Origin of the sequence: Cryobacterium sp. TMT1-3 (assembly GCF_004402315.1) — a bacterium.
GTDB classification, from domain to species: Bacteria; Actinomycetota; Actinomycetes; order Actinomycetales; family Microbacteriaceae; genus Cryobacterium; species Cryobacterium luteum.
The window spans coordinates 41,380-65,210 of record NZ_SOFW01000037.1 but is presented as its reverse complement, the minus strand read 5'-3'; the positions used below and the strand labels follow the sequence as shown (position 1 = coordinate 65,210).

Here is a 23,831-nt window from a genome sequence, read left to right as displayed (position 1 = left end):
GATCAGTGCCGGGTCGCACCCACGCTCGCTGTGTGACACAACGAAAACGCGCCCACACGACCGATTGCCAGTCGCGCAGGCGCGGTGACTTCGCAGGTTCTCTCGACTATTTCTTCCGCTCCTGAACGACAGGCAGCTTCAGGCTCGTCGCCTCCTCCAACGAAAGTTCGACCTCGGCAAAGGCGTGATCGTCAGAGAATGACTTCATCCGTGCGATGCGGAAGATGATCAGGGCATACAGGCACTTTGCCAGGATATCTGCCACGGAATAGCCGATCTGCAACCCAACCCAGGCGTCAGACCCATCGATACCCAGTCCGGGCAGCAGATAGGCAATCGGGTAGACGCCCCAGGTTGCCAACAGAAGCAGTCGGAGCAAGCTGATGGTCTTGCGCACTGTGGCAGGCTGGCGAGCGAGCGATCTCGTCAGTTCCACGAAAAGCACGTAAAGGATGTAGGCGAAGGGAACTGAGGACAGTAGACCGAAGATGCCCCGAGTTAGGTTGTCCGACGCCATCTCGCCTGGGTATCCCAAAGCGATCATGAGGGCGGCAGCAGGAATGAGACGCTTGAGCAGACTGCTTTGCACTTTGCGAGCCAGTGCCAGAACAGCCACAAGCTCGAGAAGAAGCAGCGGAACCGTAAGCAGCCAGTCGACGTAGCGATATCCCTCGTTGAACGATGCTCCTGCGACCTGAACGTAATCACCGCGACCGCCGACAGCCTCGGTCACGAATGCTTCGGTGAAGGAATTGAATATCCGGAAGTAGTGGTACGCCGCGATACCGCAGACGATGGCTGCGACTGTCAACGCCTGACGGTACCGCGGCAAAACGCGCGGCAGGCTGATGACCAGAAAAATAGAGGTGAAAAGTTGCGATGCAATTACAAGGGAGAACACGTTGTAGATGGTGTCGTATTGGATTTGGGTTAGTGAATCAGGTATCAAAATAGCCTCTGATGCTCGAAGAAACGCTGAAGATACGGGAGTTGAATCTCACAACTAGGTAACTAAGCTAGTTACATCAGATAACCTAGTCCAAATTTGCTGTGACGGCTCGTGCTTCTTTGCCGTCGTTCAGTGGATGGGCCCGTTCGCCATCGCAGCCAACCCGTTCGGTCTTCAGATTTACAGAATCAGAGCTCGGTGACCTGGCCGGCGTCGACCTGCCAGTGCCGGTCGGTGTTCACGTTGGCGAGCATGCGCCGGTCGTGGGTGACCAGCAACAGTGTGCCCTCGTAGCTGTCGAGCGCCTGTTCGAGTTGCTCGATCGCCGCGAGATCGAGGTGGTTGGTGGGTTCGTCGAGCACCAGCAGGTTGACACCGCGAGCCTGAAGCAGCGCCAGACCGGCGCGGGTTCGCTCCCCCGGTGACAGTTCGTCGACCGGGCGGTTCACGTGGTCGGCCTTCAGCCCGAACTTGGCCAGCAGGGTGCGTACCTCGGCGGGTGAGAGCGCCGGCACGAGCAGTTCGAAGCTCTCGGCGAGCGGTCGCGTACCGGCCAGCAGCGCCCGGGCCTGGTCGATTTCGCCGATCGAGACGCTGGGGCCGAGGTGAGCGCTGCCGGCATCCGCTTTCTGGCGGCCGAGCAGGGCCCGCAACAGGGTGGACTTACCAGCGCCGTTGGGGCCGGTGATGCCGATGCGTTCGCCGCCGTTGACCTGCAGCGACAGCGGACCGAGCACGAAGTCGCCCTGGTGAAACTCGGCGTTGCTCAGGGTCGCGACGACGGCGCTCGAGCGCGGGGCTGACCCGATCGTGAATTCGAGCTGCCATTCCTTGCGCGGTTCGTCGACCTCGTCGAGGCGCGCAATGCGGCTCTCCATCTGCCGCACCTTCTGCGCCTGCTTCTCGCTTGATTCAGCCGAGGCCTTGCGGCGGATCTTGTCGTTGTCCGGTGCCTTCTTCATGGCGTTGCGCACCCCCTGGCTCGACCATTCGCGCTGGGTTCTGGCCCGCCCGACCAAATCGGCTTTCTTGGCGGCGAACTCGTCGTAGTTCTCCCGGATATGCCGGCGGGCGGTTTCGCGTTCCTCAAGGTAGGACTCGTAGCCGCCTCCGAAGACTCGGTTCGCGCCCTGAGCGAGGTCGAGTTCGAGCACTCGGGTGACGCAGCGGGCGAGGAATTCGCGGTCGTGGCTGACCAGGACGATGCCGCCGCGCAAGGCCCTGACGAAGGCTTCGAGGCGTTCAAGTCCGTCGAGGTCCAGGTCGTTGGTCGGCTCGTCGAGCAGCACGATATCGAAGCGGGAGAGCAACAGCGCGGCGAGTCCGACGCGGGCGGCCTGGCCGCCGGAGAGCGCGGTCATCAGGCTGTCGGCGGTGAGCGTCGTGCCGAGCGCAAGTCCGAGATCGGCCAGCACGATGGGCAGCCGCTCGTCGAGGTCGGCGGCTCCGCTGGCCAGCCAGCGGTCGAGGGCGGTCGAATAGGTGTCGGCCGGGTCGCGTCCGTCTGCCCGCGGCTGGGTGTCACTGAGAGCGGATGCCGCGGCATCCATTTCCAGGGTCGCCTCGGCACAACCGGTGCGCCGAGCGATGTAGCCGGCGATGGTCTCGCCAAGAACGCGTTCGTGTTCCTGCGGGAGCGTGCCGACGAAGGCATCCGCTGGGCTGAGCGAGATGGTACCGGCTTGCGGTTCTGCGAGGCCTGCCAGCAGGTTCAACAGCGTGGATTTGCCCGCGCCGTTGGCACCGACCACACCAATGACGTCGCCGGGGGCGACCGTGAGGTCGAGCGATTCAAACAGGGTGCGGTGTGCGTAGCCGCCGGCCAGGCCCTTGGCCACGAGTGTTCCGGTCATTACTCCATATTCTCATTGCGGCGACGCGGCCGGCGACCGCCCGCTGCTTTAGCGGCAGGTGCACTGCTCGCTGGCCGGGATGCCGGCCATGACCTCGTCAACGTGCTGGCCGCAGCCGGTCCAACCGATTTTCGAACAGTTTTCGCAACGAATGGGACTGCACATGGTGTCTCCTTGATCAATGGTGGGTGTGGTGGGGTGAGAATTAAGGGGCGGTGACGATCTCCAGGCCAGTGGATGCCGCGGCGTCCGACATTCCGTGGGCGTCGGTCAGGCCGGTGAAGCCGAGGTCGGTCATGCGGGCGACGGCCGAGGCCGACCGATTGCCGGAAGCGCAGTAGACGACATAGTCACCGTCGGCCGGCAGCGCGGACAGCTCCGCATCAAACGTCGCCGACTGCACGTCGATGTTGACGGCGCCGTCGAGGTGACCGGCCGCGTATTCGCTCGGCGTGCGTACGTCGATGATGACGGTGCCCGCGGCCAGCGGGGTCGGTTCGATGGCGGCCGAGCACGCCGCCAGACCGAGCGCGATGGTGACGGCGATGGCCAGGGCGGCGAGGGTCTTCTTCATGAGCTGCTTTCGGTGGGCGGTGCGGCTTGGGGCCTGACTCATTTATACCCTAGGGGGTATGCTGCGTTGAGGCAAGTCCGGGTTTGCGAAGGCTCGCTAGAGTGTTTTCAGGCGCTCGCCACCGGTCGGGCCGGTCCGTATCGGCCGTAAACAAGGGGAACGATTGTGAACAAGGACACGACACACGTCGACGCGGCGGCGCCACCGGCTGCGCACACCACCCTGCAGAAGCGCGTGGTGCGGGTACTCATCACCGGCCAGATTCTGGGCGGCATCGGCATGGGAGCGACCCTGTCGCTCGGTGCGCTGCTCGCGGCCGAGCTGTCGGGGTCGAGCGCCTGGTCGGGCATGGCCGCGACCATGAGCACCCTGGGGGCCGCGATCGTGGCCGTGCCGCTCGCCCGGCTGGCGCAGGCTCGCGGACGTCGCGTGTCCCTCGCGACCGGTTCGCTCGTGGCCGGCGCGGGCGCAGTGCTCGCGATCACCGCGGTCTCCGTCGACACCTTCGCCCTGCTGCTGCTTGCTCTGATGCTGCTCGGGGCCGGCTCCGCGACGAATCTGCAGGCCCGCTTCGCGGCAACCGACCTGGCCACCTCGCGCTTTCGCGCCCGTGATCTGTCGATCGTGGTCTGGTCCACGACGATCGGTGCCGTACTCGGCCCGAACCTGTTCGGACCGGGCGAAGCACTCGGCGCGGCCCTCGGACTTCCGGCGATGACCGGGGCGTTCGCCTTTTCCCTCGCCGCCACGGTCGCCGCGGCGTTCGTCTACGCGCTCGGACTGCGACCCGACCCCCTACTGACCGCGCTGGCAGCACGCACGACGAGCGCCGGCATCCGTCGGGCCAGCGGAGGCCTGACCATTCTGCGCGGCAATACGGCGGCTCGGTATGCCGTTGTCGTCATCGCGCTCAGCCACGCCACCATGGTGGCGCTGATGTCCATGGCACCGGTGCACCTGCGCGACCACGGAGCGACCCTCACGATCGTCGGGCTCACCATCAGCCTGCACGTGGCCGGCATGTACGCCCTCTCCCCCGTGTTCGGCGCACTGTCCGACAAAATGGGACGACTTCCGGTCATCCTCGGCGGGCAGTCGATGTTGCTGGTTGCCCTGACCGTGGCCTGGCTCAGTGACGGGTCGCAGGGCACGATGACGCTGAGCCTGATCTTTCTGGGACTGGGCTGGTCGGCATCCGTCGTGGCGGGTTCGGCCCTGGTTTCCGAGGCCGTCGACATTGAGGATCGCTCGTCGCTGCAGGGGTTCTCCGACCTCTCCATGAACGCGGCCGGCGCGCTCGGCGGCGCGATCGCCGGACCGATTCTGGCGCTGGCCGGATACGCCGGACTCGGCCTCGCCGCCATGGTGCTCGTTGCCGTCGTCGTTGTGTGGTCGGTCGTACGACTGCGCGGGACGCACGCCTGACCACCATCACAAGATACCCCCATGGGTATATAATCACACCATGGCCACCATAGACATCACCGAGAAAACGTTCGACGCGACCATCACCGACAATGCCATCGTGCTCGTCGATTTCTGGGCCGGATGGTGCGGCCCGTGCCGCAATTTCGCCCCGACCTTCACTGCAGCATCGGTGAAGTACCCCGAGGTCATCTTCGCCAAGGTGGACACCGAGGCCGAGCAGGCGCTCGCGTCGGCCGCGGGCATCCGCTCCATTCCGACCCTGATGGCCTTTCGCGACAAAATACTGGTGTTCTCGCAGCCCGGGGCTCTCAACGCCGCGGGCCTGGACGACGTGATCCGTGGCGTGCAGGCCCTCGACATGGCCGAGGTGCGGGCGAGCATGGCTGCCCGCTGACGCGATGGCAGCCCAGAACCCAATCTTCGGCGAGCTCGTGGACGGCATCGACATTCCCGTCTTCAACGAGCGTGCGATTCGCGCCGCCGCCGGTCTGCTCTTTCTGCTCGGCATCATCGCGTTCATGACCGCAGCGCTCACCGGCTACTTCCAGCCACTGCGCGCCTTCGGATTACTGTTTATGGTCGACATGATGCTGCGCTTGTTCGTGAGCGCCCGGTATACCCCGAGCCTGATGCTGGCCTCCCTCCTGGTACGCCGCCAACGGCCGGAATGGGTCAGTGCCGAACCGAAGAAGCTCGCCTGGGGTCTCGGGCTCGGAATGGCCTTCGTGTCGTGCCTGGCCATGGGATTGCTGGGCCTCGACCCGCTGGTCACCCTCGCCCTGTGCAGCGTATGCCTCACCCTGCTCTTTCTGGAGACCGCCTTCGGTATCTGCGTGGGCTGCGAACTCTCCCGTGTTTTCTCCAGGACGAAACCGACGCTGTGCCCCGGCGACACCTGCAACTACACGCCGCCGCCGCGTGCTCGCAAGGCAGCGGTCGTACCGCGACCCTAAACGAGCGGATGCCGTCGGTTCCGCCTACGACTCCGTGACCGTAATGCCGAAGCTTTTGAGCTTGCGGTAGAGGGACGAGCGGGCGATCCCCAGGGACTCGGCCGCGCGCATCCGGTTGCCTTCGGCTTTGTGCAGCGCACCGACGATGAGGTCCCGTTCCCCCGCTTCCAGCGCCGACAGAAGCCGCGGGGCGCCGCCATGGCAGTACGCGGGCAGGTCTTCGGCTTGAATCGCGCCGACTGGTCGGGTGAGCAGGGCGGTGTCGAGGGCTTGTTCAAGCTGGCGGATGTTGCCGGGCCAGGGATACCGGGAAATCACCCGCATCGCTCCCGCGCTCACGGTGGCGGGGCGGAGGCCAGCCCGCCGTGCGAGCACCCGGGTGACGATATCGGGCAGGTCGTCGATGCGATGGCGCAGCGGTGCGACGGTAACTGAGGTTTCGAAGTGGTGCAGCAGCCTCGTGTAGGGCCGAGCCGCAAGCAGATCTGCATGAAGGTCGGGTTGCGACACTGTGACGGCGACCCCGTCCCGCGGCCGGCCGCTCGTTGCGCGCTCACGGAGGAAGGCATCGAGTTCGGCGACCGCTGCCGGGGTGAGCCGATCGATATTGCGAAAGACATAGAGCGTGGGCTGAATCGACGCCGTCGACCGCTCGTCCTGGAGCTGATTGCCCAGACCGTGATCATTCACGTCGTCGGCACAGTGCACGACGGTGCGGCCAGCGGGCACGACGTGACGATACAGCTCGGCCAGGAGCGATACTTTGCCGCCGCCGGCTTCGCCCAGAACGAGCAGGGCGGCGCCGACGTCAAACGCCGCGACCAGGCTGCTCGAGGCCCGTTTACCGAGGAGCGACGAGGCGTCGCTGAGGATTGCCGATTCCGCAGCGGCCGGGATCGGCTGCGTGACGGTCAAATCGGCGGCGGCCGGCCGTTCCTGCCCCGTCACGAGCACCGGCTCAGACTTGATGTCGACGACGACGACGATACCGGCGACGTCGGGGCCGACCACGACCCGTTTGCCACGAATCTGCACGATCTTGCCGGACGAGAGCTCGATCTGGTCGATCGGCTGCCCCGGCGAGATCATCAGGTAGCGGGCGTGCTCATGAATGGTCCACTGTTCATCGGGGGCGAACAGGCTCTGCGCGACGGCGTTGCCCATCACGACCGTGCCGCCGATCGCCATGACGGCGCCGCGGGTGCGGGCATCCACCCGCACGTACGCCTCGAACAGGGCCTGCTGCCGCTGGCTGCGATCAACGAGCAGGTTGCGCTCAATCTCGTGGGCGGCCGACCGCACCAGGGAATGCATGAGCGGGCTGGCATCCTCGCTCAGACAGCTGATGTCGAGCACACCCTCCACCCGCCCGGTGAGCGGGTCACGAATGGGACTGCCAGCGCAGGCGAACGGCTGCAGGTGCTCCAGAAAATGCTCGGGACCCACGATGTACAGCGGCTGGCCGGACTCGAGAACGGTGCCGATGCCGTTGGTGCCGACACTCGCCTCGGCATAATTGAATCCCGGGGCCAACGACACCTCGTCGAGCAGGGTTCCGATCGTCTTGTCGGTCTCTGACCGACTCAGAATTCTCGCCCGATAGTCGGTCAGCACGATCGACAGCGGCATCTGGGCCATCTCGTCGCTCAGCCGGGCAATGACCGGTTCGGAGCAGCGCATCAGCCGACCGGTGAGATCCAGGTCGCTGTGGAATGCCGCCTGAGATGAGACGGCATCGACGCCGGCCGAGAAGGATCGCTGCCAGGAGGCCGCCACCAGGCCGGGAACAGATTGGGTCTCGGCGTGGCCGAAGCGCAGAAAATCGGCGCGAGCAGCGGCAATCTTGATTCGCCGATCAGCGACTCTGTGCATATCTACTCCCTTGTGGACTCTGCAAGCATGCCCTCTGCGACCCGCGAGCGCCAGCCGTGCAGTGTCCCAATCTGGGACACGCCACGGTGCGGGTGCGGGGTCACTCTTACTGGAGAGGCTCTTCCGGGAGCGTCGATCACTCACAACTGCATCGCAAAGGAGCGCTCATGGAACGATTGATCAACATTGACAATGGTGGAACACTCACCGACATTGTCGTCGCCAGCGGCACCGATTTCACGTTCACCAAGACCCTGACCACCCCGGTCGACCTGTCCCAGTGTCTCTTCGACGCCATGACGAAGGCGTCGGCGCAGATCTACGGTGAGGCCAACCTGGCCGACCTGCTGCACTCGACCCAGCACATCCGCTATTCATCTACCCAGGGCACCAACGCACTGGTGCAGCGCAAGGGCCCGCTGATCGGGCTGATCACCGACGATCCCGCCCTGCCAGAGGCGCTCGGAACCTCGGACGAGACGGCGGCGCTGTTCACGGACCTGATCGGTGGCCGTATCGGGATCATCTCGGCCGACGGCACCCCGGAGGAACTCTCCCAGCAGCTCGTCGCCGAGATCAACCGGCTGACCACCGCCGGTGCCGAACGTCTCGTCGTCGCCGGCCTGAGTTCGGAACGCGAGCACCTGTTCAAGCGCACCATGCTCAAGAACTTTCCCCGGCACCTGCTCGGCTCGGTACCGATCCTGTTCTCCCGTGAGTTCGCCGCCGACACGTCGCGGCCGCGTCAGGTCTGGTCCGGCATTCTCAACTCCTTCCTGCACCCCACGGTCGAGCGTTTTCTGTACAGCGCCGAACACCGGCTGCGCGCCTACAAGGTGAAGAACCCGCTGTTGATCTACCGCAACGACGGTGCCTCCTCGCGCGTCGCCAAGTCGGTCGCGCTCAAGACTTACTCCTCCGGACCCCGCGGCGGACTCGAGGGCACACGCGCTCTCGCCGAGGCCTATGGTCTCGACAACGTGCTCATGATCGATGTCGGCGGCACCACAACGGATGTCGGCGCCGTCTCCAACAAGGCGATCGCCGTCGACCGGCGCGGATCGATCCAGGGCGTCGACATCTCCTATGAGATGAGTGACGTGCGTTCCACCGGAGTGGGCGGCAGCTCGATCATCGCCGTGCACAACGGCGAGATCACCGTTGGACCGGACAGCGTCGGTGCCGCGCCCGGGCCGGCCTGCTTCGGTTTCGGCGGCACCTCGGCGACCATCACAGACGTCAACCTGCTGCTCGGCGTTCTCGACCCGACCACCTATCTCAACGGTGAGATGGCCCTCGATGCCGGGCGTTCTCGCGCGGTCATCATGAAGACCGTTGCCGACCCGCTCGGAATCACCCTCGAGGAAGCGCTGATTCGCATGGAGGCCAGCTATTCCAGCCACCTGGCGCGCTCCTTCGCCGACCTCCTAAGCCCGACCGGCGACACCACGGTCGCGGCGTTCGGTGGCGGCGGACCGATGAACGCCTGCAGCGCCGCCCGCATCGCCGGGGTGAACCGGGTGCTCGTGCCGCGCCTCGCCGCGGTGTTCTCGGCGTACGGCATCAGCTTCTCGGACATCGCCCAATCGTATGAAACCAGCGTCACCGGTTTCTCGCCCGCAGAAATCACGGCGGTACGCACCGCCATGCAAGCGGATGCCGGCAAGGACATGTTCCAGGAAGGGCACGACCTGAGCGAGTGCGAACTCGACTGGTCGACTTTGGTCGAAAACGGCGAGGAGATTCTCGCCCTCAAGGCCACCTACCGGCTGCCGCACCCGACCATTGCCAACGGAGCACCGGCAGCGGCGAGCGCCGCAGTGGCCGCCGGAACGCGGCAGGTGCGTTCGGCTCCCACACAGATCGACAGCGTGGCCGTCTACCAGCTCGACGACCAGAAGCCGGGTGCCACCGCAGCCGGCCCGGCCATCGTCGAGGGCCCATTCTTCACCGCGCGAGTGCCGCTCGGCTGGACTCTCACGGTCTCCACCGCCGGCGACCTGCAGCTCACCGACACGCACTGACCCCGAACCTCGACCCACTTTGTTTCCCCAGGAAGGTACAAACAAAATGCGCGTTCCCATGACCGAATACCTGCTGATCGACCTCGACACCGAACGCTGGATCTGCCGCGTCTGCGCCCACGACTTCGGTGACGCCCGCGGCAACTACAAAGAAGGAACCCTGGTCTACGACCGGGACCCGCGGGAGATCCATCCACCGGTGATCGACCCGGAGAAGTACGAGTTCACCTTCTCCCCCGACCCGACCTTCTGCCGCATTCTGGAGTTCTACTGCCCCACCTGCGGCACGCAGATTGAAGCGGAATACCTGCCGCCGGGACATCCGCCGACCGTCGACATGCTCTGGGACATCGACTCGCTGCGCGAAAAATGGGAAGCCCACGGCGGCAACCCCGAAGAGGTCGTCAACTACGGTCCCGGCGAGAACGCCGAGACCGACCTCAGCGCTCGGTTTGATTCCGTATCCGCACATTCCCACTCCCACTCGCACGCCGACCACACCGAAGGGCACTGACCGTGAAACGAATTTCCGTAGACATCGGCGGCACATTCAGCGACTGCTTCTTCGTCTGGGATGACGTGTACATCGAGTCGAAGGCACTCACCACCCACCACAATCTCGCCCTCGGTTTCAACGAAGCGCTCGACCGGGCGTGCGAGCGGGCCGGCATCAGCCGGGAAACGGCGCTCAAAGAAGTCGACTCGGTGCGCTACGCGACCACGCTCGGCACCAACGCCCTGATCGAGGGCAAGGGGCCGCGAGTCGCCGCGATCGTCACGCACGGCTTCGAAGACACCATCCCGCTCTCCCGCGGCCGTGGCTACGGTGAAGGACTCGACGGGGTCAAGCAGGGCGACATGCCCGACGCCCAGCGGCCCGACCCGCTCGTGCCGCGCCGGCTCATCCGCTCGGTCAAGGAACGCATCGACTCGGTCGGTGAGGTTCTCGTGCCGCTCATGTACGACGATGTGCGCACCCAGGTGCGTGAACTCGTCGACAACGGCGCCGAGGCCATCGTCATTGCGCTGACCAACGCCACCGAGAACTCGGTGCACGAGGATCGTATTCTCGAGATCATCCTCGACGAGTACCCGACGCACGAGCTCGGGTCAATTCCGGTACTGCTCAGCAGCCAGGTGTCGGGTCGCAAGGGCGAATATGTGCGGGCGATGGCCACCATCGTCGACGCTTTTCTGCACCAGACCATGTTTCACGCGCTCAACCAGCTCTCCAACAACCTGCGCGATTCCGGGTATGAGAAGCCGATGCTCGTCATCCACAACTCGGGCGGCATGGCGCAGCCCAACTCAACGGATGCCCTGCAGACGATTCACTCCGGACCAATCGCCGGCGTCGGCGCGGCCCAGCACCTGTCGGAATCGACCGGGCTCGGCGACGTCGTGTCGATGGACATGGGCGGCACCTCCTTCGATATCGGCCTGGTACCGGAGGGCGGGGTGCGACACTACGACTTCCAGCCCACCATTGGGCGCTGGATGGTCTCTGCCCCGATGATCCACCTCAACACCCTCGGCGCGGGCGGCGGCTCGATCGCCGCCTACAACCGCATCCACCACGCCATCCAGATCGGGCCGGAATCGGCGGGCAGCGATCCGGGCCCGGCGTGCTACGACCGTGGCGGGCTGCGCCCGACCGTGACCGATGCCGACCTCGTGCTCGGCTACCTCGACCCCGACAACTATGCCAACGGGCACATCAAGCTCAATAAGAAGCGTTCGATCTACGTCATCGACGAGACGCTCAGCGATGAGCTCGACCTCGACGCCGTCGAGGTGGCCAAGGTGATCAAGAAGACCGTCGACGAGCAGATGGCGATCGGCATCGAGAAGGAGCTGCGCTCGCGCGGCGGCCTGATCGAGGATTACACGATGCTCGCTTACGGCGGTAACGGCCCGCTGCACGCCTGCGGCATCGCGGCGAGCGCCGGCATCAGCCGCATTCTGTTCCCGCCGTTCGCGTCGGTGTTCTCAGCGCTCGGCGCCGGCAACATGCGACCGCTGCACATTCACGAGCGCAGCGCCTACGTCGTGCTCTACGAAGCGATCAAACGAAGCCTGTACAACCAGTACGACGCGCTCAACGGCTACATCGAGGAACTCGAAGCGAAGGGCGCCGAAGACCTCGTGCGCCAGGGCTACGACCGAGCGGATGTTCGCTACCGCCTCGAAATGGACATGCGCTACGGCAACCAGCTCGTCACGACGGCCGTCGCGTTCGACATCAACCGGGTCAACGGGGTCGCCGACGTGCTGCACCTGATCAAGACTTTCTCCGAGATCTTCGGCGAGCGCTATGGCGAGGGAACGCAGGCACCGGAGGCGGGCATCCGGGTGCAGACGATTCGGGTTGCGTCCTACATCGAGGGTGAGGTCATCCAGTTCGAGTCGATCAAGATCGGCGGCGAGAAGACCAAGCCGGCTCCGGTCTCCCACCGCTCGGTGCACTTCACGAGCATAACCGGAGCGGTAGACACCCCCGTCTACGACGCCGAGGCGCTCAAACATGAGTACGTGATTCACGGGCCGGCAATCGTCACGACCGAGAACACCACCTATCTGGTTGAGCCGGGCTGGCGCCTGGAACCGACCGTGCAGGGTGCCGTATGGCTACTCAGCGACTGACCGCTTCCCTCATCCCCGTAACACCTCGCATAAGCAAAGGAGCTTGAGCACCATGACACTGACAACCGACGAGTTCGTGCCCACCAGCGGAAACGACGACGACGCAACCCAGCTATTGACCGACCAGGAACAGCAGTGGGTCGACAAATTCATGGACGAGACGACCCTCTTCCTCGGACCTGACCCGGCCATCATGCGCCACCACGAGATCATGCCGCGCACCGCCTACGAGGAGGAATGCATCGCGCAGGGCATCGACCCACTCGAGATCGACCGTATCCGTAAGCGCCTGGCCGGCGCCCTCGACGAGGCCTTCGAGATGTGCGAGAGCATGGGCGCGGCGCCCGGCGCCAAGTGGGCCGACCTGTCCTGCGCCGTCTACACGGCCGAGGGCGACGTCACCTACCTCTCCAACCGAGGCGTGATCGCCTTCTCCGCGGTGCTGCACCACCCCATCCGTTACATCATGAAGAACTGGAAGGACGAACCCACCGTCGGCATCAACGAGGGTGACGGTTTCTTCCACAACGACTCGCGCTTCGGCATGGTGCACAACACCGACCAGTCCATGCTGGTGCCGGTCATTCGCGGCGGTATCATCATCGCCTGGGTCGGTGCGACCATTCACGAGGGTGAGAACGGCGCCTGCGAACCCGGCGGTATGCCCAGCGGCTCCGAGACCCCGTTCGACGACGGCCTGCGGGCCTCGCCGATCAAGATTGTGGAGAGGGGTCACCTGCGCCGCGACCTGCTGACTTTTCTGCAGCACTCCACGCGTGACCCGAAGCTCATGCTCGCCGACATCAAGGTGAAGATGGGTGCCGTCAAGCGCATCATGGACACCGTCGACCGGCTGATCGACGAGGTCGGGCAGGAGACGTTCGTCGCCTCGCTGCGGGTCACCGTGGAAGACGTCGAGACCGAGGTGCGTCGCCGCATCGGCGAACTGCCCGACGGCACCGTGACCTTCAACCAGTTCGTCGACTCGACCCTCAAAGAGAACATCCTGATCAAGTTCGCCTGCAAGATCACCATCAAGGGCGAACGCATGATCGTGGATCTCACCGGCACCGGCCCGGAGATTCTCAACCGCGCCATCAACTCCCCCCTCGCCTCGACCAAGTCGTTCATGGCGCAGGCCATTTTGTCGTACTGGTGGCCCGACCTGCCCCGCTCGACCGGAGCCCTGTCACCGATCGAGGTCATCACCGAAGAACACAGCTGGGCGGATGCCGGTTACGACGCTCCCGTGGGTCAGTCGCTGCAGGCTTCCTTCCGCGGTTTCTCGGCCCTGCAGACCGCCTTTGCCAAGATGCAGTTCTCGTCACCGCAGAAATACTCCAACGTCGTCGCACCCTGGTTCAACCAGATCAACGACTTTCTCTGGGGCGGCACCACACAGAACGGCGAGCAGGTCGGCAACCTGTGCGCCGACCTGAACGGCATGGGCGGCGGCGCGAAGGCGTTCCGTGATGGTGAAGACGCGGTGGCCCCGCTGTTCTGCGCCATGGCCGACATCGGCGAGCAGGAAGTGATGGAAGAAGAAGTCCCCTTCCTCCAGCTCGTCAGCAAGCGTCTGGTGCGCGACAACCAGGGCTTCGGCAAGTTTCGCGGCGGCATGGGGTACGAGATGATCGTCGCCTCTCGCGGCACCCCCAGCTGGGGCTTCATGACCGTCACGAGCGGGTCGAAGTTCTCGTCGGTGCCGGGCATGTTCGGCGGTTACGGCTGCCCGGTGTACCCGCTCGCGATGGTGAAGAACGTCAACATCTACGACATCATCCAGAAGGATCCCTCCCAGTTCAACCTGTCGATGGAACGAGTGATGAACGAGCAGCCGTTTGAGGGCGGCGACTATCAGTCGGCGCACATGGGCCTGCAGTTCGACGTGGCGAAGGAGGGCGAGCTCTACATGATCGCCCAGGGAGCCGGTGGTGGTTACGGCGATGTGCTCGAACGCGACCCCGAGCTCGTGGTGACCGACCTCGAACTCGACCGGATCAGCGCCCACACCGCCTCGACCATGTACGGCGTGGTCTGGGAACCCGGTACCTACGTGGTGCACGAGGATCAGACGGTGGCGTTGCGGGCGCAGATGCGCCGCGACCGCATCTCCCGCGGCACGCCCTACAAGGAGTTCGTGAAGAACTTCGTGAAGGAAGAGCCGCCGGCCGACCTGCTGTACTTCGGGTCGTGGGGTCAGGACGACGACGAGAACCTCATCGCCACCCACTGGGGCGGACTCGAGCCGGAACGGGTCAAGGGCAGGCTCGAGGACCTTCCGCTGATCATGGTTCCCGATCGTCGGGTGCTCAAGATCAGCAAGCTCGAGGCCCGTGTGCGGGAACTCGAGGAGAAATACGGCGAGGTGGTCGAGCACAAATCCTGATCAACACCCGCTGACCCGGCTGCGGGGCCGTCTCCTTACGGCCCCGCAGCCGCTGCTCGAACGACGTGATTCACTGATTGCTTGATTGATGGGAGACACCGTGACACTTTCGCTGACTGACCTCCTCGCTGAGCCAACCTCGGGCCGCCGCCGAGCGGTGGTGCTCGACAGCCATGACTATGCCCAAACCGTCTTTCTGCAGGGCAAGCCGGTGCCGTGGCAGGAGCCGATGGCCTACGCGAATTTCTTCGGCCAGGTTCAGGGCGTGCTGGGGTCTGACCTGGCGCTGCTCAGCCTCGACCGGTACTACGCCCAGCGGGTCGCCGCCGATCCGGCGTTGCAGTCCGCCATGGGCGCGAAATCCCGCACCGGCTATGCACTGCGCACCCTGCTGAACGATGCGGAGACGACGGCATCCGTCGTCGAACTGGCTACGGTGTTCAGTCAAACCCAGCGGGTGCCGGTCGTTCTGCAGATTCCGTCACCGATGCAGTGGCTGGCGCGCACGCATCCGTTTTCAGGGTCGGACGACGTCCTGGCGCTCGACGCCGATAATGCCGAGAACGCTTCGATGTATGTCGCTGACTGGCTGCGCGGATTCGCCGCGCTTCCGTTGATCGCGGTTCTGCTCGATGACCGCGGCCCCGTTCTTGAGCCGGTGCCGCTGTCGACGTACTCGCCGATCGCCAACGTGACCGACCACTACCGGTGGGCGCTCGGCCAGCGGCACGACGATCGGGTCGAGCTGCACGGCAGCGCGCTGCGCGGGGCGGTGATCGGAACGGACTTCTGGTCGACCGACGCCGACCCGCTGCCGGAGGGCGATTTTCTGGTGGGCGAGGTGCCGCACCAGGCGGTTCCGGAGCAGGTCCTGAGCCGCATCACGGCGCTGATCTGAGCATCACGGCGCTGCTCTCAAGCGGATGCCGCCGGTCGCGAGATATCGCGGCCCGCGGCATCCGCTCTGCCGGTTTCAGGCCAAGCGTCGCCGGCCCGTCGCGGTCTCCTGCTCGAGCGGGGTGGCGGTGGCCAGCGGAATGTTGAGAAAATCAACGACCGGCGCGAACGCCCGAAACCGCTCGATGACCAGGTCGGTGAAATTCTCATCGAGCGCCACATCGCCGGGCAGGTGGGCGACCAGCGCCCAGCTGCGGTTCAGCAGCAGGTCGGCCGCCGGATGCTCGACCGGAAATCCGCGCGGCGGGCGGATGAGCTTGTTACCGCCGAACGGCTGCGCCATCGTCGTGAGGGCGGGCGTGGCGAGCAGGGAGCGCAGCTTCAGGTGGTGGTCCAGCACATAGTCACGGATGGCGCGCAGCTGCGGCGGTTGCGGACTATAAGCGCCGCCGGCCAGCATGACGCCGTGCACGCCCACCTGGAGAAAGTATCCGGCTCCGCCCGCCTTCTCCAGCCCGCGGGGCGGCCAGTGCGCGGCCAGATGAGTCTTGTACGGTGATTTGTCGTTGGAAAACCGTACGTCACGGTAGATGCGCATCATGGACTTGTTCGGTGGGCGCACGCAGTCAGCGGCGAATTCGCCCAGCGCCAGGTTGAGCACTTCGATGACGGCGAGCATCCGCTCCTTCAACTCGACTTCGTAGACCGGTTTGTGTTCCTGGAACCATTCGCGTTCGTTGCGATGCTCGAGTTCGTCGAGAAAGTCGAATGTCTGTTCGCTAAAATGAGGGCCCACCACGCGAGACTACGCCTTCGCGGCTGCCTTTGCGGCCCGCTTGGTCGCGCGCACCCGAGTCAGCGATTCGGGATCGACGATGTCGGCCACCGACCGGTAGGCACCGTCTTCGCCGTAGGGTGCGGATGCTTCGCGCCAGCCGTCGGCGTCGACCCCGAACCGTTTGCCGAGGAGTGCGAGAAAGATCTTCGCCTTCTGCTCGCCGAACCCGGGCAGGGCTTTGAGCCGTCGGAGGATCTCGGCGCCGGTGGGATTGTCGGCGGTCCAGATCGACGCCGTGTCGCCGTTCCAGTCGCTCACGATGACCGCGGCGACCTCCTGCACGCGTTTGGCCATGGAGCCCGGAAACCGGTGCACGGCCGGCGACTGGCGGAACACGTCGATGAAGGCATCCGCTTCGTAGTCGGCGATCATGGCAGGGACGAGGGCGCCGATGCGGTCACGAATCTTGGCCGGGCCGGCGAAGGCGGTCTCCATGGCAATCTGCTGGTCGAGCAGCATGCCCACGAGCAGGGCGAACGGGTTCTCGCTGAGAAGGGCGTCGGCAGCGGCATCGCCGGTGAGGTGCAGTGTGGTCATGCGCCCATTGTGGCACTGCGCCGGCGTCAGCGTTTCAAACCGGCCGAAGGGGCGCGCCTCTGACGTGCAGCAAGGGCGCCCTGCCTTCAGATTCGCTCTTACCCGAGCGGCGAACGCTACACGATCCGTTCGAACACCAGCGTCGCCTGGATACGGTCGCCGCCGCCGAAACCCTTACTGCCCGCCGCCGCGGTTGTAATGGTGTGCAGTCGATAGCCGAGCGCAGCCTGCTTGTTGATTGAGTCCTCCAACTCCGTGAGATTTCCGGAGCCCGTACCCAAAAATTTCTCTTTGAGCACGATCTGGAGCACGACGTACATTCCATTTGCGGCCATCTGCACTTCACCTTTCACGACTCCGCAAATCGGAGTGTTATCAGGGATAATACAGGCCCCGGTCAGGTTCAGATGCGTGTGATACTTCTGCGTGCCCTACTCCCGTCCGTCCTCGAGGGGGATAAGCATGGTGCGGAACGGACCGGCACTGGCGTGGAGGGCCCAGATGCGATCAGCGACGTCGTCGATGCCGTTGGGCAACTGAAGCTGGGGGATGCCGCCGGGAATCACCAGTTGGTTGACCCGGATGCCCTCGTCCTCGAGGGCATCGTGGAGCATCTCGCCGTAGGCGCTCTCGGCGGGGAAGGCGATCGAGGTCCCGGCGAATCCAGCGCGGGCCTTCACGGAGGTGCCGCCGTTGATCATGATGATGCTGCCGCTACCCGCCTGCCGCATCGTCGGGAGCACCGCACGCACCGCGTGGATGAGCCCAAGGGCCGAGAATTGCAGGGCCTCCAGGGCCAGCTCCGGAGTCAGGTCGAGCACCGGTTTCAGATACTCACGGGACGGAAGTGGGCTGTACTGCAGTGCGGTGATGGGCCCGAGCTCGGCCGCGGCACGCGCAAGGGCAGCTTCGAGCGACGCCGGCGTGCGGACATCCGCAGCGTACGCACTGGCGGTGAAGCCGACAGCGGTGAGCTCGGCTGCCATGACGTCTAGTTTCGACTGGTTCCTGGCGATCAGGGCGATGGAGAAGCCTTCGCGCCCGAACCGGCGTGCAACGGCTGCGCCGAGTCCTGGTCCGGCTCCGATGATGGCAATGACGGGCACGGTAGGCTCCTTCTGTCGATGATGCTGTGGTGATGCATGAGGCGAGCTCGAGCCTAGACGTTGAACCTGAACTCGACGGCGAATCGGCCAGTTCACCCCATGACACCCTTGACATACTGCTCGTGCCAGATCTTTGCAGTGCCTGTGGTACCGAATGACCTGATCACACGATCAGTGCATAACGCATCGCGTCAATAACGCTAGACGTTGAAGCGGAACTCGACCACGTCGCCGTCCTGCATGACATACTCTTTGCCCTCGATGCGGGCCTTGCCCTTGGAGCGGGCCTCGGCGATCGATCCGGCTTCCATAAGGTCGTCGAAGGAGAAGATCTCGGCCTTGATGAAGCCCTTCTGGAAGTCGGTGTGGATGACTCCGGCGGCCTGCGGTGCGGTCCACCCCTTGTGGATGGTCCAGGCGCGGCACTCCTTCGGGCCGGCCGTGAGGTACGTCTGCAGGCCGAGGGTGTCGAAGCCGATGCGGGCGAGCTGGTCGAGACCGCTCTCGGCCTGACCGGTCGAGGCGAGCATCTCCGCGGCGTCTTCGGCGTCGAGTTCGCTCAACTCACTCTCGAGCTTGGCGTCGAGGAACACGGCGTTCGCCGGAGCGACGAGCGCAGCGAGGGTGTCGAGCTTGGCCTGGTCCTGCAGCACCGCCTCGTCGACGTTGAAGACGTAGATGAACGGCTTCGCGGTGAGCAGGCCGAGCTCACGAATCGGCTCGATATCGAGCGTGGCCGACGACAGCGGCTGGCCGCCGTCGAGAATGGCCTGCGCCTTGAGCGCGGTCTCCAGCACGATCGCGGGCAGCTTGCGGCCCTTGACCTCTTTCTCGAAGCGCAGCACAGCCTTCTCGAGGGTCTGCAGGTCGGCGAGGATCAGTTCGGTGTTGATGGTTTCCATGTCGCCGGCCGGGTTGACCTTGCCGTCCACGTGCACCACGTCGGGGTCGGCGAATCCGCGAATGACCTGGGCGATGGCATCCGCTTCGCGAATGTTGGCGAGGAACTTGTTGCCGAGCCCCTCTCCCTCGCTCGCGCCCCGCACGATGCCGGCGATGTCGACGAACGACACTGGGGCCGGCAGCAGGGCCTTACTGCCGTAGATGGTTGCGAGGTCGGCCAGGCGCGAATCGGGCAGGTTCACGATTCCAACGTTGGGCTCAATCGTTGCGAACGGGTAGTTCGCTGCGAGCACGTTGTTCTTGGTCAGGGCGTTGAAGAGGGTGGACTTGCCCACATTGGGGAGTCCGACGATTGCAATAGTAAGAGCCACGAGAGATTATTCTACCGGCCGCGCCGCCGCAGGCCGTGTCGGCGTCTCGTGTCGGTGGCCCGTGAGACCATAAGATGTGCTGAACTTCACCGCGATCGACTTCGAAACCGCCAACTCCTCGGGCGCCTCGGCGTGCTCGGTCGGCCTGGTGAAAGTGCGTGACGGCGTGGTCGTCGACTCGGCCTACTGGCTCATTCAGCCGCCGCCCGGCCACGATGCCTTCTCGGAATGGAACACCCGCATCCACGGCATCATCGCAGCGGATGTCGTGGGTGCGGCCACCTGGGCGCAGCAGCTTCCCGAGCTGGTCGCCTTCGTCGGTGACGATTATCTGGTCGCCCACAACGCCGGTTTCGACCTCGGCGTGATCAAGACGGCGTCGCTCGTAACGGGCCAGCCGGTGCCCGACTTTCGCTACATCTGCAGCTTGCAGGTGGCCCGCCGCACCTACCACCTGGAGTCGTATCGACTACCGGTCGCAGCCATGGCGGCGGGCTTTGAAGACTTCTCGCACCACAACGCGCTCGCTGACGCCGAGGCCTGCGCGGCCATCATGATTCACGCGGCCGCACGTCACGAGGCCGACACGCTCGAGCAGCTCGCCCACGTGACCCGGGTCAAGGTGGGCGTGATCGGGCCGGTCGCCACCCAGGAGCACGCGTCGACACACGGGCCGATGGCGCTCAACTAGCTTCTTGTTCAGCAATTCGGCTGGTCCGAGTGTCATTCCGGTAATGTCGGTGGGCGCTGGCAGACTTAATGCATGGATCCACTGCTGAGTTTGATTGTCGGTCTGATCGTCGGTGCCGCTGTGGGCGCCCTGTCGGCCATGCTGCTGCAACGTCGTCGCACCGAGGGTGCCGCCGAGGGGGCCCTCGACCCGGCCGTGGTGGAGGCACGTCACCAGGTTGCTCTCGCCGAGGCCCGGGCGAGCGAGGCAACCGTGCGGGCGGCCCTGCAGAGCGAATTGTCGGCTGCCCTCGCAACGGTCGATGGCCTCACCGCCCAGATCGACCACGACCGCGCCACGGCGCGCGAAACAGTTGAACGGCAGCGCTCCGACCAGCAGCTGCAGTCCGAGCGGGAGAAGCGGGAACACCTCGTGTTAGAAGCACTCAGCCCGGTGCGGGAGACCCTGCGCACCATGCAGGAGAAGGTCACCGAGCTCGAGACGCAGCGCAGCGAACAGTACGGCTCGCTGTCTGAGCAGCTCAAGCAGGCACAGATCTCCGATCAGCAACTTCGGGTGACCACCGAGTCGCTCGCGAGCGCGCTGCGCTCCAACAGCACCCGCGGCGTCTGGGGTGAGACCCAGTTGCGGCGCGTGGTCGAAGCGGCCGGCCTCGCTCAGTATGTTGACTTCAACACCCAGACCAACATCACAACGGATGCCGGCCTCGGCCGCCCCGACATGGTCGTGCGCCTGCCCGGCAACAAGTCGATCGCAATCGACGCCAAGGTGCCGCTCGAGCACTACATCGAAGCGAGCACCATTCCCTATACCGCCACCGGCGAGGAGGGCGCACGCCGCAAGTTGCTGATCGACAAGCATGTGAAGGCCGTGCGCGCCCACATCGATGCGCTCGCCAAGAAGACCTACTGGGAAGGCTTCGATGCGAGCCCGGAGTTCGTGATCGCGTTCATCCCGAGCGAGTCGCTGCTGTCGGCGGCGCTCGAAGCCGATCCGTCGATTCTCGACTACTCGTTCAGCAAGCGGGTGGCTCTGGCATCGCCGGTGAACCTGTGGGCGGTGCTCAAGACGGTGGCGTTCACCTGGCAGCAGCAGGCGGTCACCGACGAGGCGCAGAAGCTGTTCGACCTCGGCAATGCCCTGTACCAGCGGCTCGGTGCGCTGAGCGGGCACGCCGAATCGTTGCGCAAAGCACTCGAGCGCACGGTGGACAGCTACAACAAGTTCGCCAACTCGTTGGAGTCCCGGGTACTCGTGACCGCCCGGCAGTTTCCCGGGATCGATCAGACCAAGATCGGGCTGCTCACCGAACCGGCGATCATCCACGATTCCCCGCGCAAGCTGACCGCGCCCGAGCTGGAGGCGCCGGCATCCGTTTCCGACGAGCTGGACCTGCCCGTTCGACAGGACGACGTTGAGCTGAACGGTGCCGAGTTGAATGAGGCGAGGCACAGCGTGATCAACCGGCGTCTCGCTGATGTCGACGAATCTGATTACGAGGTCCACGTGTAGGGCGACCACGACGTCAGAGGTGCAAACCAACAACTGCACGCCCCGAGCATGAACGAACAGACCGGGACGTGCAGTTTCGGTTACACCGGGGAAGTAGCGCTTACAGCCACTTCTCGGCGAGGTGCTCCGCGATGACCCGACGTGCCGTGCCCGAACGCGAACGCAGAACGATGCTCTCGGTGCGGATCATCGGACCCTTGCGACGCACACCGTCGACGAGTCCGCCATCGGTGACGCCGGTTGCCACGAAGAAGGTGTTGTCGCCGCTGACCATGTCGTCGATCTCGAGCAGCTTGTCGATGTCGAGGCCGGCCGCGACGCCGCGGGCACGTTCCGCGTCGTCCTTGGGGGCGAGGCGTCCCTGCATGTAACCGCCGAGCGCTTTGAGGGCGCAGGCCGTGGTGATGCCTTCCGGGCTTCCGCCGATACCGACGCACATGTCGATGCGGGTCTCGTAACGGGCGGCGTTGATGCCGCCGGCCACGTCACCGTCGAGCATGAGGCGGGTTCCGGCGCCGGCGCTGCGAATCGCATCGATCAGGCCGGCGTGGCGCGGGCGGTCGAGTACGGCGATGGTCATTTCACCGATCGGCTTCTTCATGGCCTGAGCCAGGTCGCGAATGTTGTCGGCGATCGACTGGTCGAGGCTGACGACGCCGCGCCCGGCCGCACCGGTGACGATCTTGTCCATGTAGAAGATCGAGGAGGCGTCGAGCATGGTGCCGCGATCCGAGACGGCGATGACCGAGACGGCGTTCTGGCGGCCGGCGGCCGTGAGGCTGGTTCCGTCGATGGGGTCCACGGCGATATCGCAGGCCGGGCCGCGGCCGTTGCCGACGTGCTCACCGTTGAAGAGCATGGGGGCTTCATCTTTTTCGCCCTCACCGATAACGATGAGGCCGTCGAAATTGACGGTGCCGAGGAAGGCGCGCATGGCGTCGACGGCGGCTTTGTCTGCGGCGTTCTTGTCGCCGCGGCCGATGAAGGGCACGGCGCGGATGGCGGCGGCCTCGGTGGCACGCACGAGCTCCATGGCGAGGTTACGGTCGGGGTGTTGAAAGAGAGTGGCGGTCTCGGTGCTGTTCAAAAGGTCCTCCCGGACGTTAGTTCGACTTCGAATACGACGGATGCGCGGCGGGTCGCGCGGATTGTCCGCCCGAGTCACCTTATCGCGACCGACCGCACCGAGGCGGGCTTGGCTAGACTCGGGTCACACCCCCGCACACTCTCGAGGAGAAGCAATGCCCATCGCAACCCCCGACCAGTACGCCGCCATGCTCGACAAAGCGAAGACGGGCGGGTTCGCCTACCCGGCGTTCAACGTGTCATCGTCGCAGAGCATCAATGCCGTTCTCCAGGGCCTCACCGAAGCCGGATCCGACGGCATCATCCAGGTCACCACCGGCGGCGCCGACTACTTCGCTGGCCACACGGTGAAAAACCGGGCGTCCGGCGCACTCGCCTTCGCCCGGTTCGCGCACTCCGTCGCCGACAACTACCCGATCACCGTGGCACTGCACACCGATCACTGCCCGGAGGGCGCACTGGGTGACTTCGTGATTCCGCTCATCGAAGCCTCCGAGTCGGCGGTGGCCGATGGCGGCCACCCCATCTTCCAGTCGCACATGTGGGACGGTTCGGCCATCGCGCTGGACAGGAACCTGGAGATCGCCACCGACATTCTGAAGCGCACCCGCGCGATCAACGCCATTCTCGAAGTTGAGATCGGCGCCGTCGGCGGCGAAGAAGACGGCGTACAGGCCGACGTGAACGAGAATCTCTACACGACCCTCGACGACGCGATCAAAATGGTCGAGGCCCTCGGCCTCGGCGAGCAGGGCCGCTACATGGCCGCTCTCACCTTCGGCAACGTGCACGGCGTCTATAAGCCCGGCAACGTGAAGCTGCGCCCGGAACTGCTCAGGGAGATTCAGACCGGGCTCTCGGCCAAATTCGGGCTCGCTGCGCTGCCGCTCGACCTGGTCTTCCACGGCGGTTCCGGCTCGACCGACGCCGAAATCGCTGAAGCCGTCGCCAACGGCGTCGTCAAGATGAACATCGACACCGACACCCAGTACGCCTTCACCCGGTCCATCGCCGACTACATGCTCAAGAACTACGACAGCGTGATCAAGGTCGACGGCGAAGTCGGCAACAAGAAGGTCTACGACCCGCGCGCCTGGGGCAAGGTGGCCGAGTCGGCCATGGCCGCCCGCGTCGTCGATTCCACCCGCCAGCTCGGTTCCGCCGGGCGCTCGAACAGTTAGCGCAACGACAACAGTTAGAGCAAT

The 23,831-nt window shown here is 64.9% G+C and carries 21 protein-coding genes; 11 read left to right on the top strand and 10 right to left on the bottom strand.

Annotated features, from left to right (window positions below; genetic code table 11):
• Window positions 1–106: 106 nt before the first annotated feature.
• The 3 genes from E3O25_RS12645 to E3O25_RS12635 form a co-directional block, all read right to left on the bottom strand.
• On the bottom strand, window positions 107–901 hold the full coding sequence (locus tag E3O25_RS12645) for a bacteriorhodopsin (protein ID WP_241988587.1): 795 nt from the start codon (window positions 899–901) through the stop codon (window positions 107–109).
• 236 nt (window positions 902–1,137) lie between these two features.
• Window positions 1,138–2,802, bottom strand: coding sequence for an ABC-F family ATP-binding cassette domain-containing protein (locus E3O25_RS12640; RefSeq protein WP_092108290.1), 1,665 nt, complete (start codon window positions 2,800–2,802; stop codon window positions 1,138–1,140).
• Between the two features lie 205 nt (window positions 2,803–3,007).
• Window positions 3,008–3,418, bottom strand: a complete 411-nt coding sequence (locus tag E3O25_RS12635; RefSeq protein ID WP_198410989.1) for a rhodanese-like domain-containing protein — start codon at window positions 3,416–3,418, stop codon at window positions 3,008–3,010.
• A 123-nt stretch (window positions 3,419–3,541) separates the two neighbouring features.
• Between E3O25_RS12635 and E3O25_RS12630 the strand changes: the two genes are divergently transcribed.
• The 3 genes from E3O25_RS12630 to E3O25_RS12620 are packed head-to-tail and all read left to right on the top strand — an operon-like array spanning window position 3,542 to window position 5,757.
• Complete coding sequence (locus tag E3O25_RS12630; protein ID WP_241983889.1) at window positions 3,542–4,801, top strand: MFS transporter; 1,260 nt, start codon at window positions 3,542–3,544, stop codon at window positions 4,799–4,801.
• Between the two features lie 40 nt (window positions 4,802–4,841).
• Window positions 4,842–5,198, top strand: a complete 357-nt coding sequence (locus E3O25_RS12625) for a co-chaperone YbbN (protein WP_134361305.1) — start codon at window positions 4,842–4,844, stop codon at window positions 5,196–5,198.
• Window positions 5,199–5,202: 4 nt separating this feature from the next.
• The gene (locus E3O25_RS12620) at window positions 5,203–5,757 is read left to right on the top strand and encodes a DUF4395 domain-containing protein (protein WP_241983888.1); all 555 of its coding nucleotides are present in this window, start codon (window positions 5,203–5,205) and stop codon (window positions 5,755–5,757) included.
• Window positions 5,758–5,781: 24 nt separating this feature from the next.
• Here E3O25_RS12620 and E3O25_RS12615 read toward each other — a convergent pair whose 3' ends face one another.
• Window positions 5,782–7,629, bottom strand: coding sequence for a sigma-54-dependent Fis family transcriptional regulator (locus E3O25_RS12615; protein WP_134361304.1), 1,848 nt, complete (start codon window positions 7,627–7,629; stop codon window positions 5,782–5,784).
• Window positions 7,630–7,796: 167 nt separating this feature from the next.
• On the opposite strand from E3O25_RS12615, the gene E3O25_RS12610 reads away from it, so the two are divergent.
• The 5 genes from E3O25_RS12610 to E3O25_RS12590 all read left to right on the top strand — a co-directional run bounded on the left by E3O25_RS12610 (window position 7,797) and on the right by E3O25_RS12590 (window position 15,583).
• Window positions 7,797–9,653: a hydantoinase/oxoprolinase family protein gene (locus E3O25_RS12610; RefSeq protein WP_134361303.1), complete on the top strand. Its 1,857-nt coding sequence runs from the start codon at window positions 7,797–7,799 to the stop codon at window positions 9,651–9,653.
• A gap of 46 nt (window positions 9,654–9,699) precedes the next feature.
• Window positions 9,700–10,167 carry an acetone carboxylase subunit gamma gene (locus E3O25_RS12605; RefSeq protein WP_092108280.1) on the top strand — a complete coding sequence of 156 codons (468 nt, stop codon included), beginning with the start codon at window positions 9,700–9,702 and terminating at the stop codon, window positions 10,165–10,167.
• Between the two features lie 2 nt (window positions 10,168–10,169).
• Entirely contained in the window at window positions 10,170–12,296 is a 2,127-nt protein-coding gene (locus E3O25_RS12600; protein WP_092108278.1) for a hydantoinase/oxoprolinase family protein, read from the top strand.
• Between the two features lie 52 nt (window positions 12,297–12,348).
• Window positions 12,349–14,685, top strand: coding sequence for a hydantoinase B/oxoprolinase family protein (locus E3O25_RS12595; RefSeq protein ID WP_092108276.1), 2,337 nt, complete (start codon window positions 12,349–12,351; stop codon window positions 14,683–14,685).
• A gap of 100 nt (window positions 14,686–14,785) precedes the next feature.
• Window positions 14,786–15,583, top strand: a complete 798-nt coding sequence (locus tag E3O25_RS12590; RefSeq protein ID WP_092108629.1) for a hypothetical protein — start codon at window positions 14,786–14,788, stop codon at window positions 15,581–15,583.
• Window positions 15,584–15,658: 75 nt separating this feature from the next.
• On the opposite strand, the gene E3O25_RS12585 is transcribed toward E3O25_RS12590, so the two are convergent.
• From E3O25_RS12585 to ychF, 5 genes are all read right to left on the bottom strand, one after another.
• The gene (locus tag E3O25_RS12585) at window positions 15,659–16,378 is read right to left on the bottom strand and encodes a DUF2461 domain-containing protein (RefSeq protein WP_134361302.1); all 720 of its coding nucleotides are present in this window, start codon (window positions 16,376–16,378) and stop codon (window positions 15,659–15,661) included.
• A 9-nt stretch (window positions 16,379–16,387) separates the two neighbouring features.
• A complete protein-coding gene (locus tag E3O25_RS12580) occupies window positions 16,388–16,957 on the bottom strand; it encodes an HhH-GPD-type base excision DNA repair protein (protein WP_134361301.1) in 570 nt (189 codons plus the stop codon).
• A 116-nt stretch (window positions 16,958–17,073) separates the two neighbouring features.
• Complete coding sequence (locus E3O25_RS12575; RefSeq protein ID WP_174721742.1) at window positions 17,074–17,292, bottom strand: DUF4177 domain-containing protein; 219 nt, start codon at window positions 17,290–17,292, stop codon at window positions 17,074–17,076.
• A gap of 96 nt (window positions 17,293–17,388) precedes the next feature.
• Window positions 17,389–18,063, bottom strand: coding sequence for an SDR family NAD(P)-dependent oxidoreductase (locus E3O25_RS12570; RefSeq protein ID WP_092108268.1), 675 nt, complete (start codon window positions 18,061–18,063; stop codon window positions 17,389–17,391).
• Between the two features lie 200 nt (window positions 18,064–18,263).
• Window positions 18,264–19,337 (bottom strand): redox-regulated ATPase YchF, encoded by a 1,074-nt coding sequence (ychF, locus tag E3O25_RS12565; RefSeq protein ID WP_092108266.1) that lies wholly within the window; start codon window positions 19,335–19,337, stop codon window positions 18,264–18,266.
• A gap of 76 nt (window positions 19,338–19,413) precedes the next feature.
• On the opposite strand from ychF, the gene E3O25_RS12560 reads away from it, so the two are divergent.
• Both E3O25_RS12560 and rmuC read left to right on the top strand, forming a co-directional pair.
• Window positions 19,414–20,028: an exonuclease domain-containing protein gene (locus tag E3O25_RS12560; protein ID WP_092108264.1), complete on the top strand. Its 615-nt coding sequence runs from the start codon at window positions 19,414–19,416 to the stop codon at window positions 20,026–20,028.
• Window positions 20,029–20,100: 72 nt separating this feature from the next.
• A complete protein-coding gene (gene rmuC, locus E3O25_RS12555) occupies window positions 20,101–21,540 on the top strand; it encodes a DNA recombination protein RmuC (protein ID WP_092108262.1) in 1,440 nt (479 codons plus the stop codon).
• A gap of 100 nt (window positions 21,541–21,640) precedes the next feature.
• Here the strand turns inward: rmuC and glpX are convergent, their stop codons facing one another.
• On the bottom strand, window positions 21,641–22,573 hold the full coding sequence (gene glpX / locus E3O25_RS12550; protein ID WP_092108627.1) for a class II fructose-bisphosphatase: 933 nt from the start codon (window positions 22,571–22,573) through the stop codon (window positions 21,641–21,643).
• Window positions 22,574–22,781: 208 nt separating this feature from the next.
• Between glpX and fbaA the strand changes: the two genes are divergently transcribed.
• On the top strand, window positions 22,782–23,807 hold the full coding sequence (fbaA, locus tag E3O25_RS12545) for a class II fructose-bisphosphate aldolase (protein WP_134361300.1): 1,026 nt from the start codon (window positions 22,782–22,784) through the stop codon (window positions 23,805–23,807).
• The last annotated feature ends 24 nt before the right edge of the window (window positions 23,808–23,831 follow it).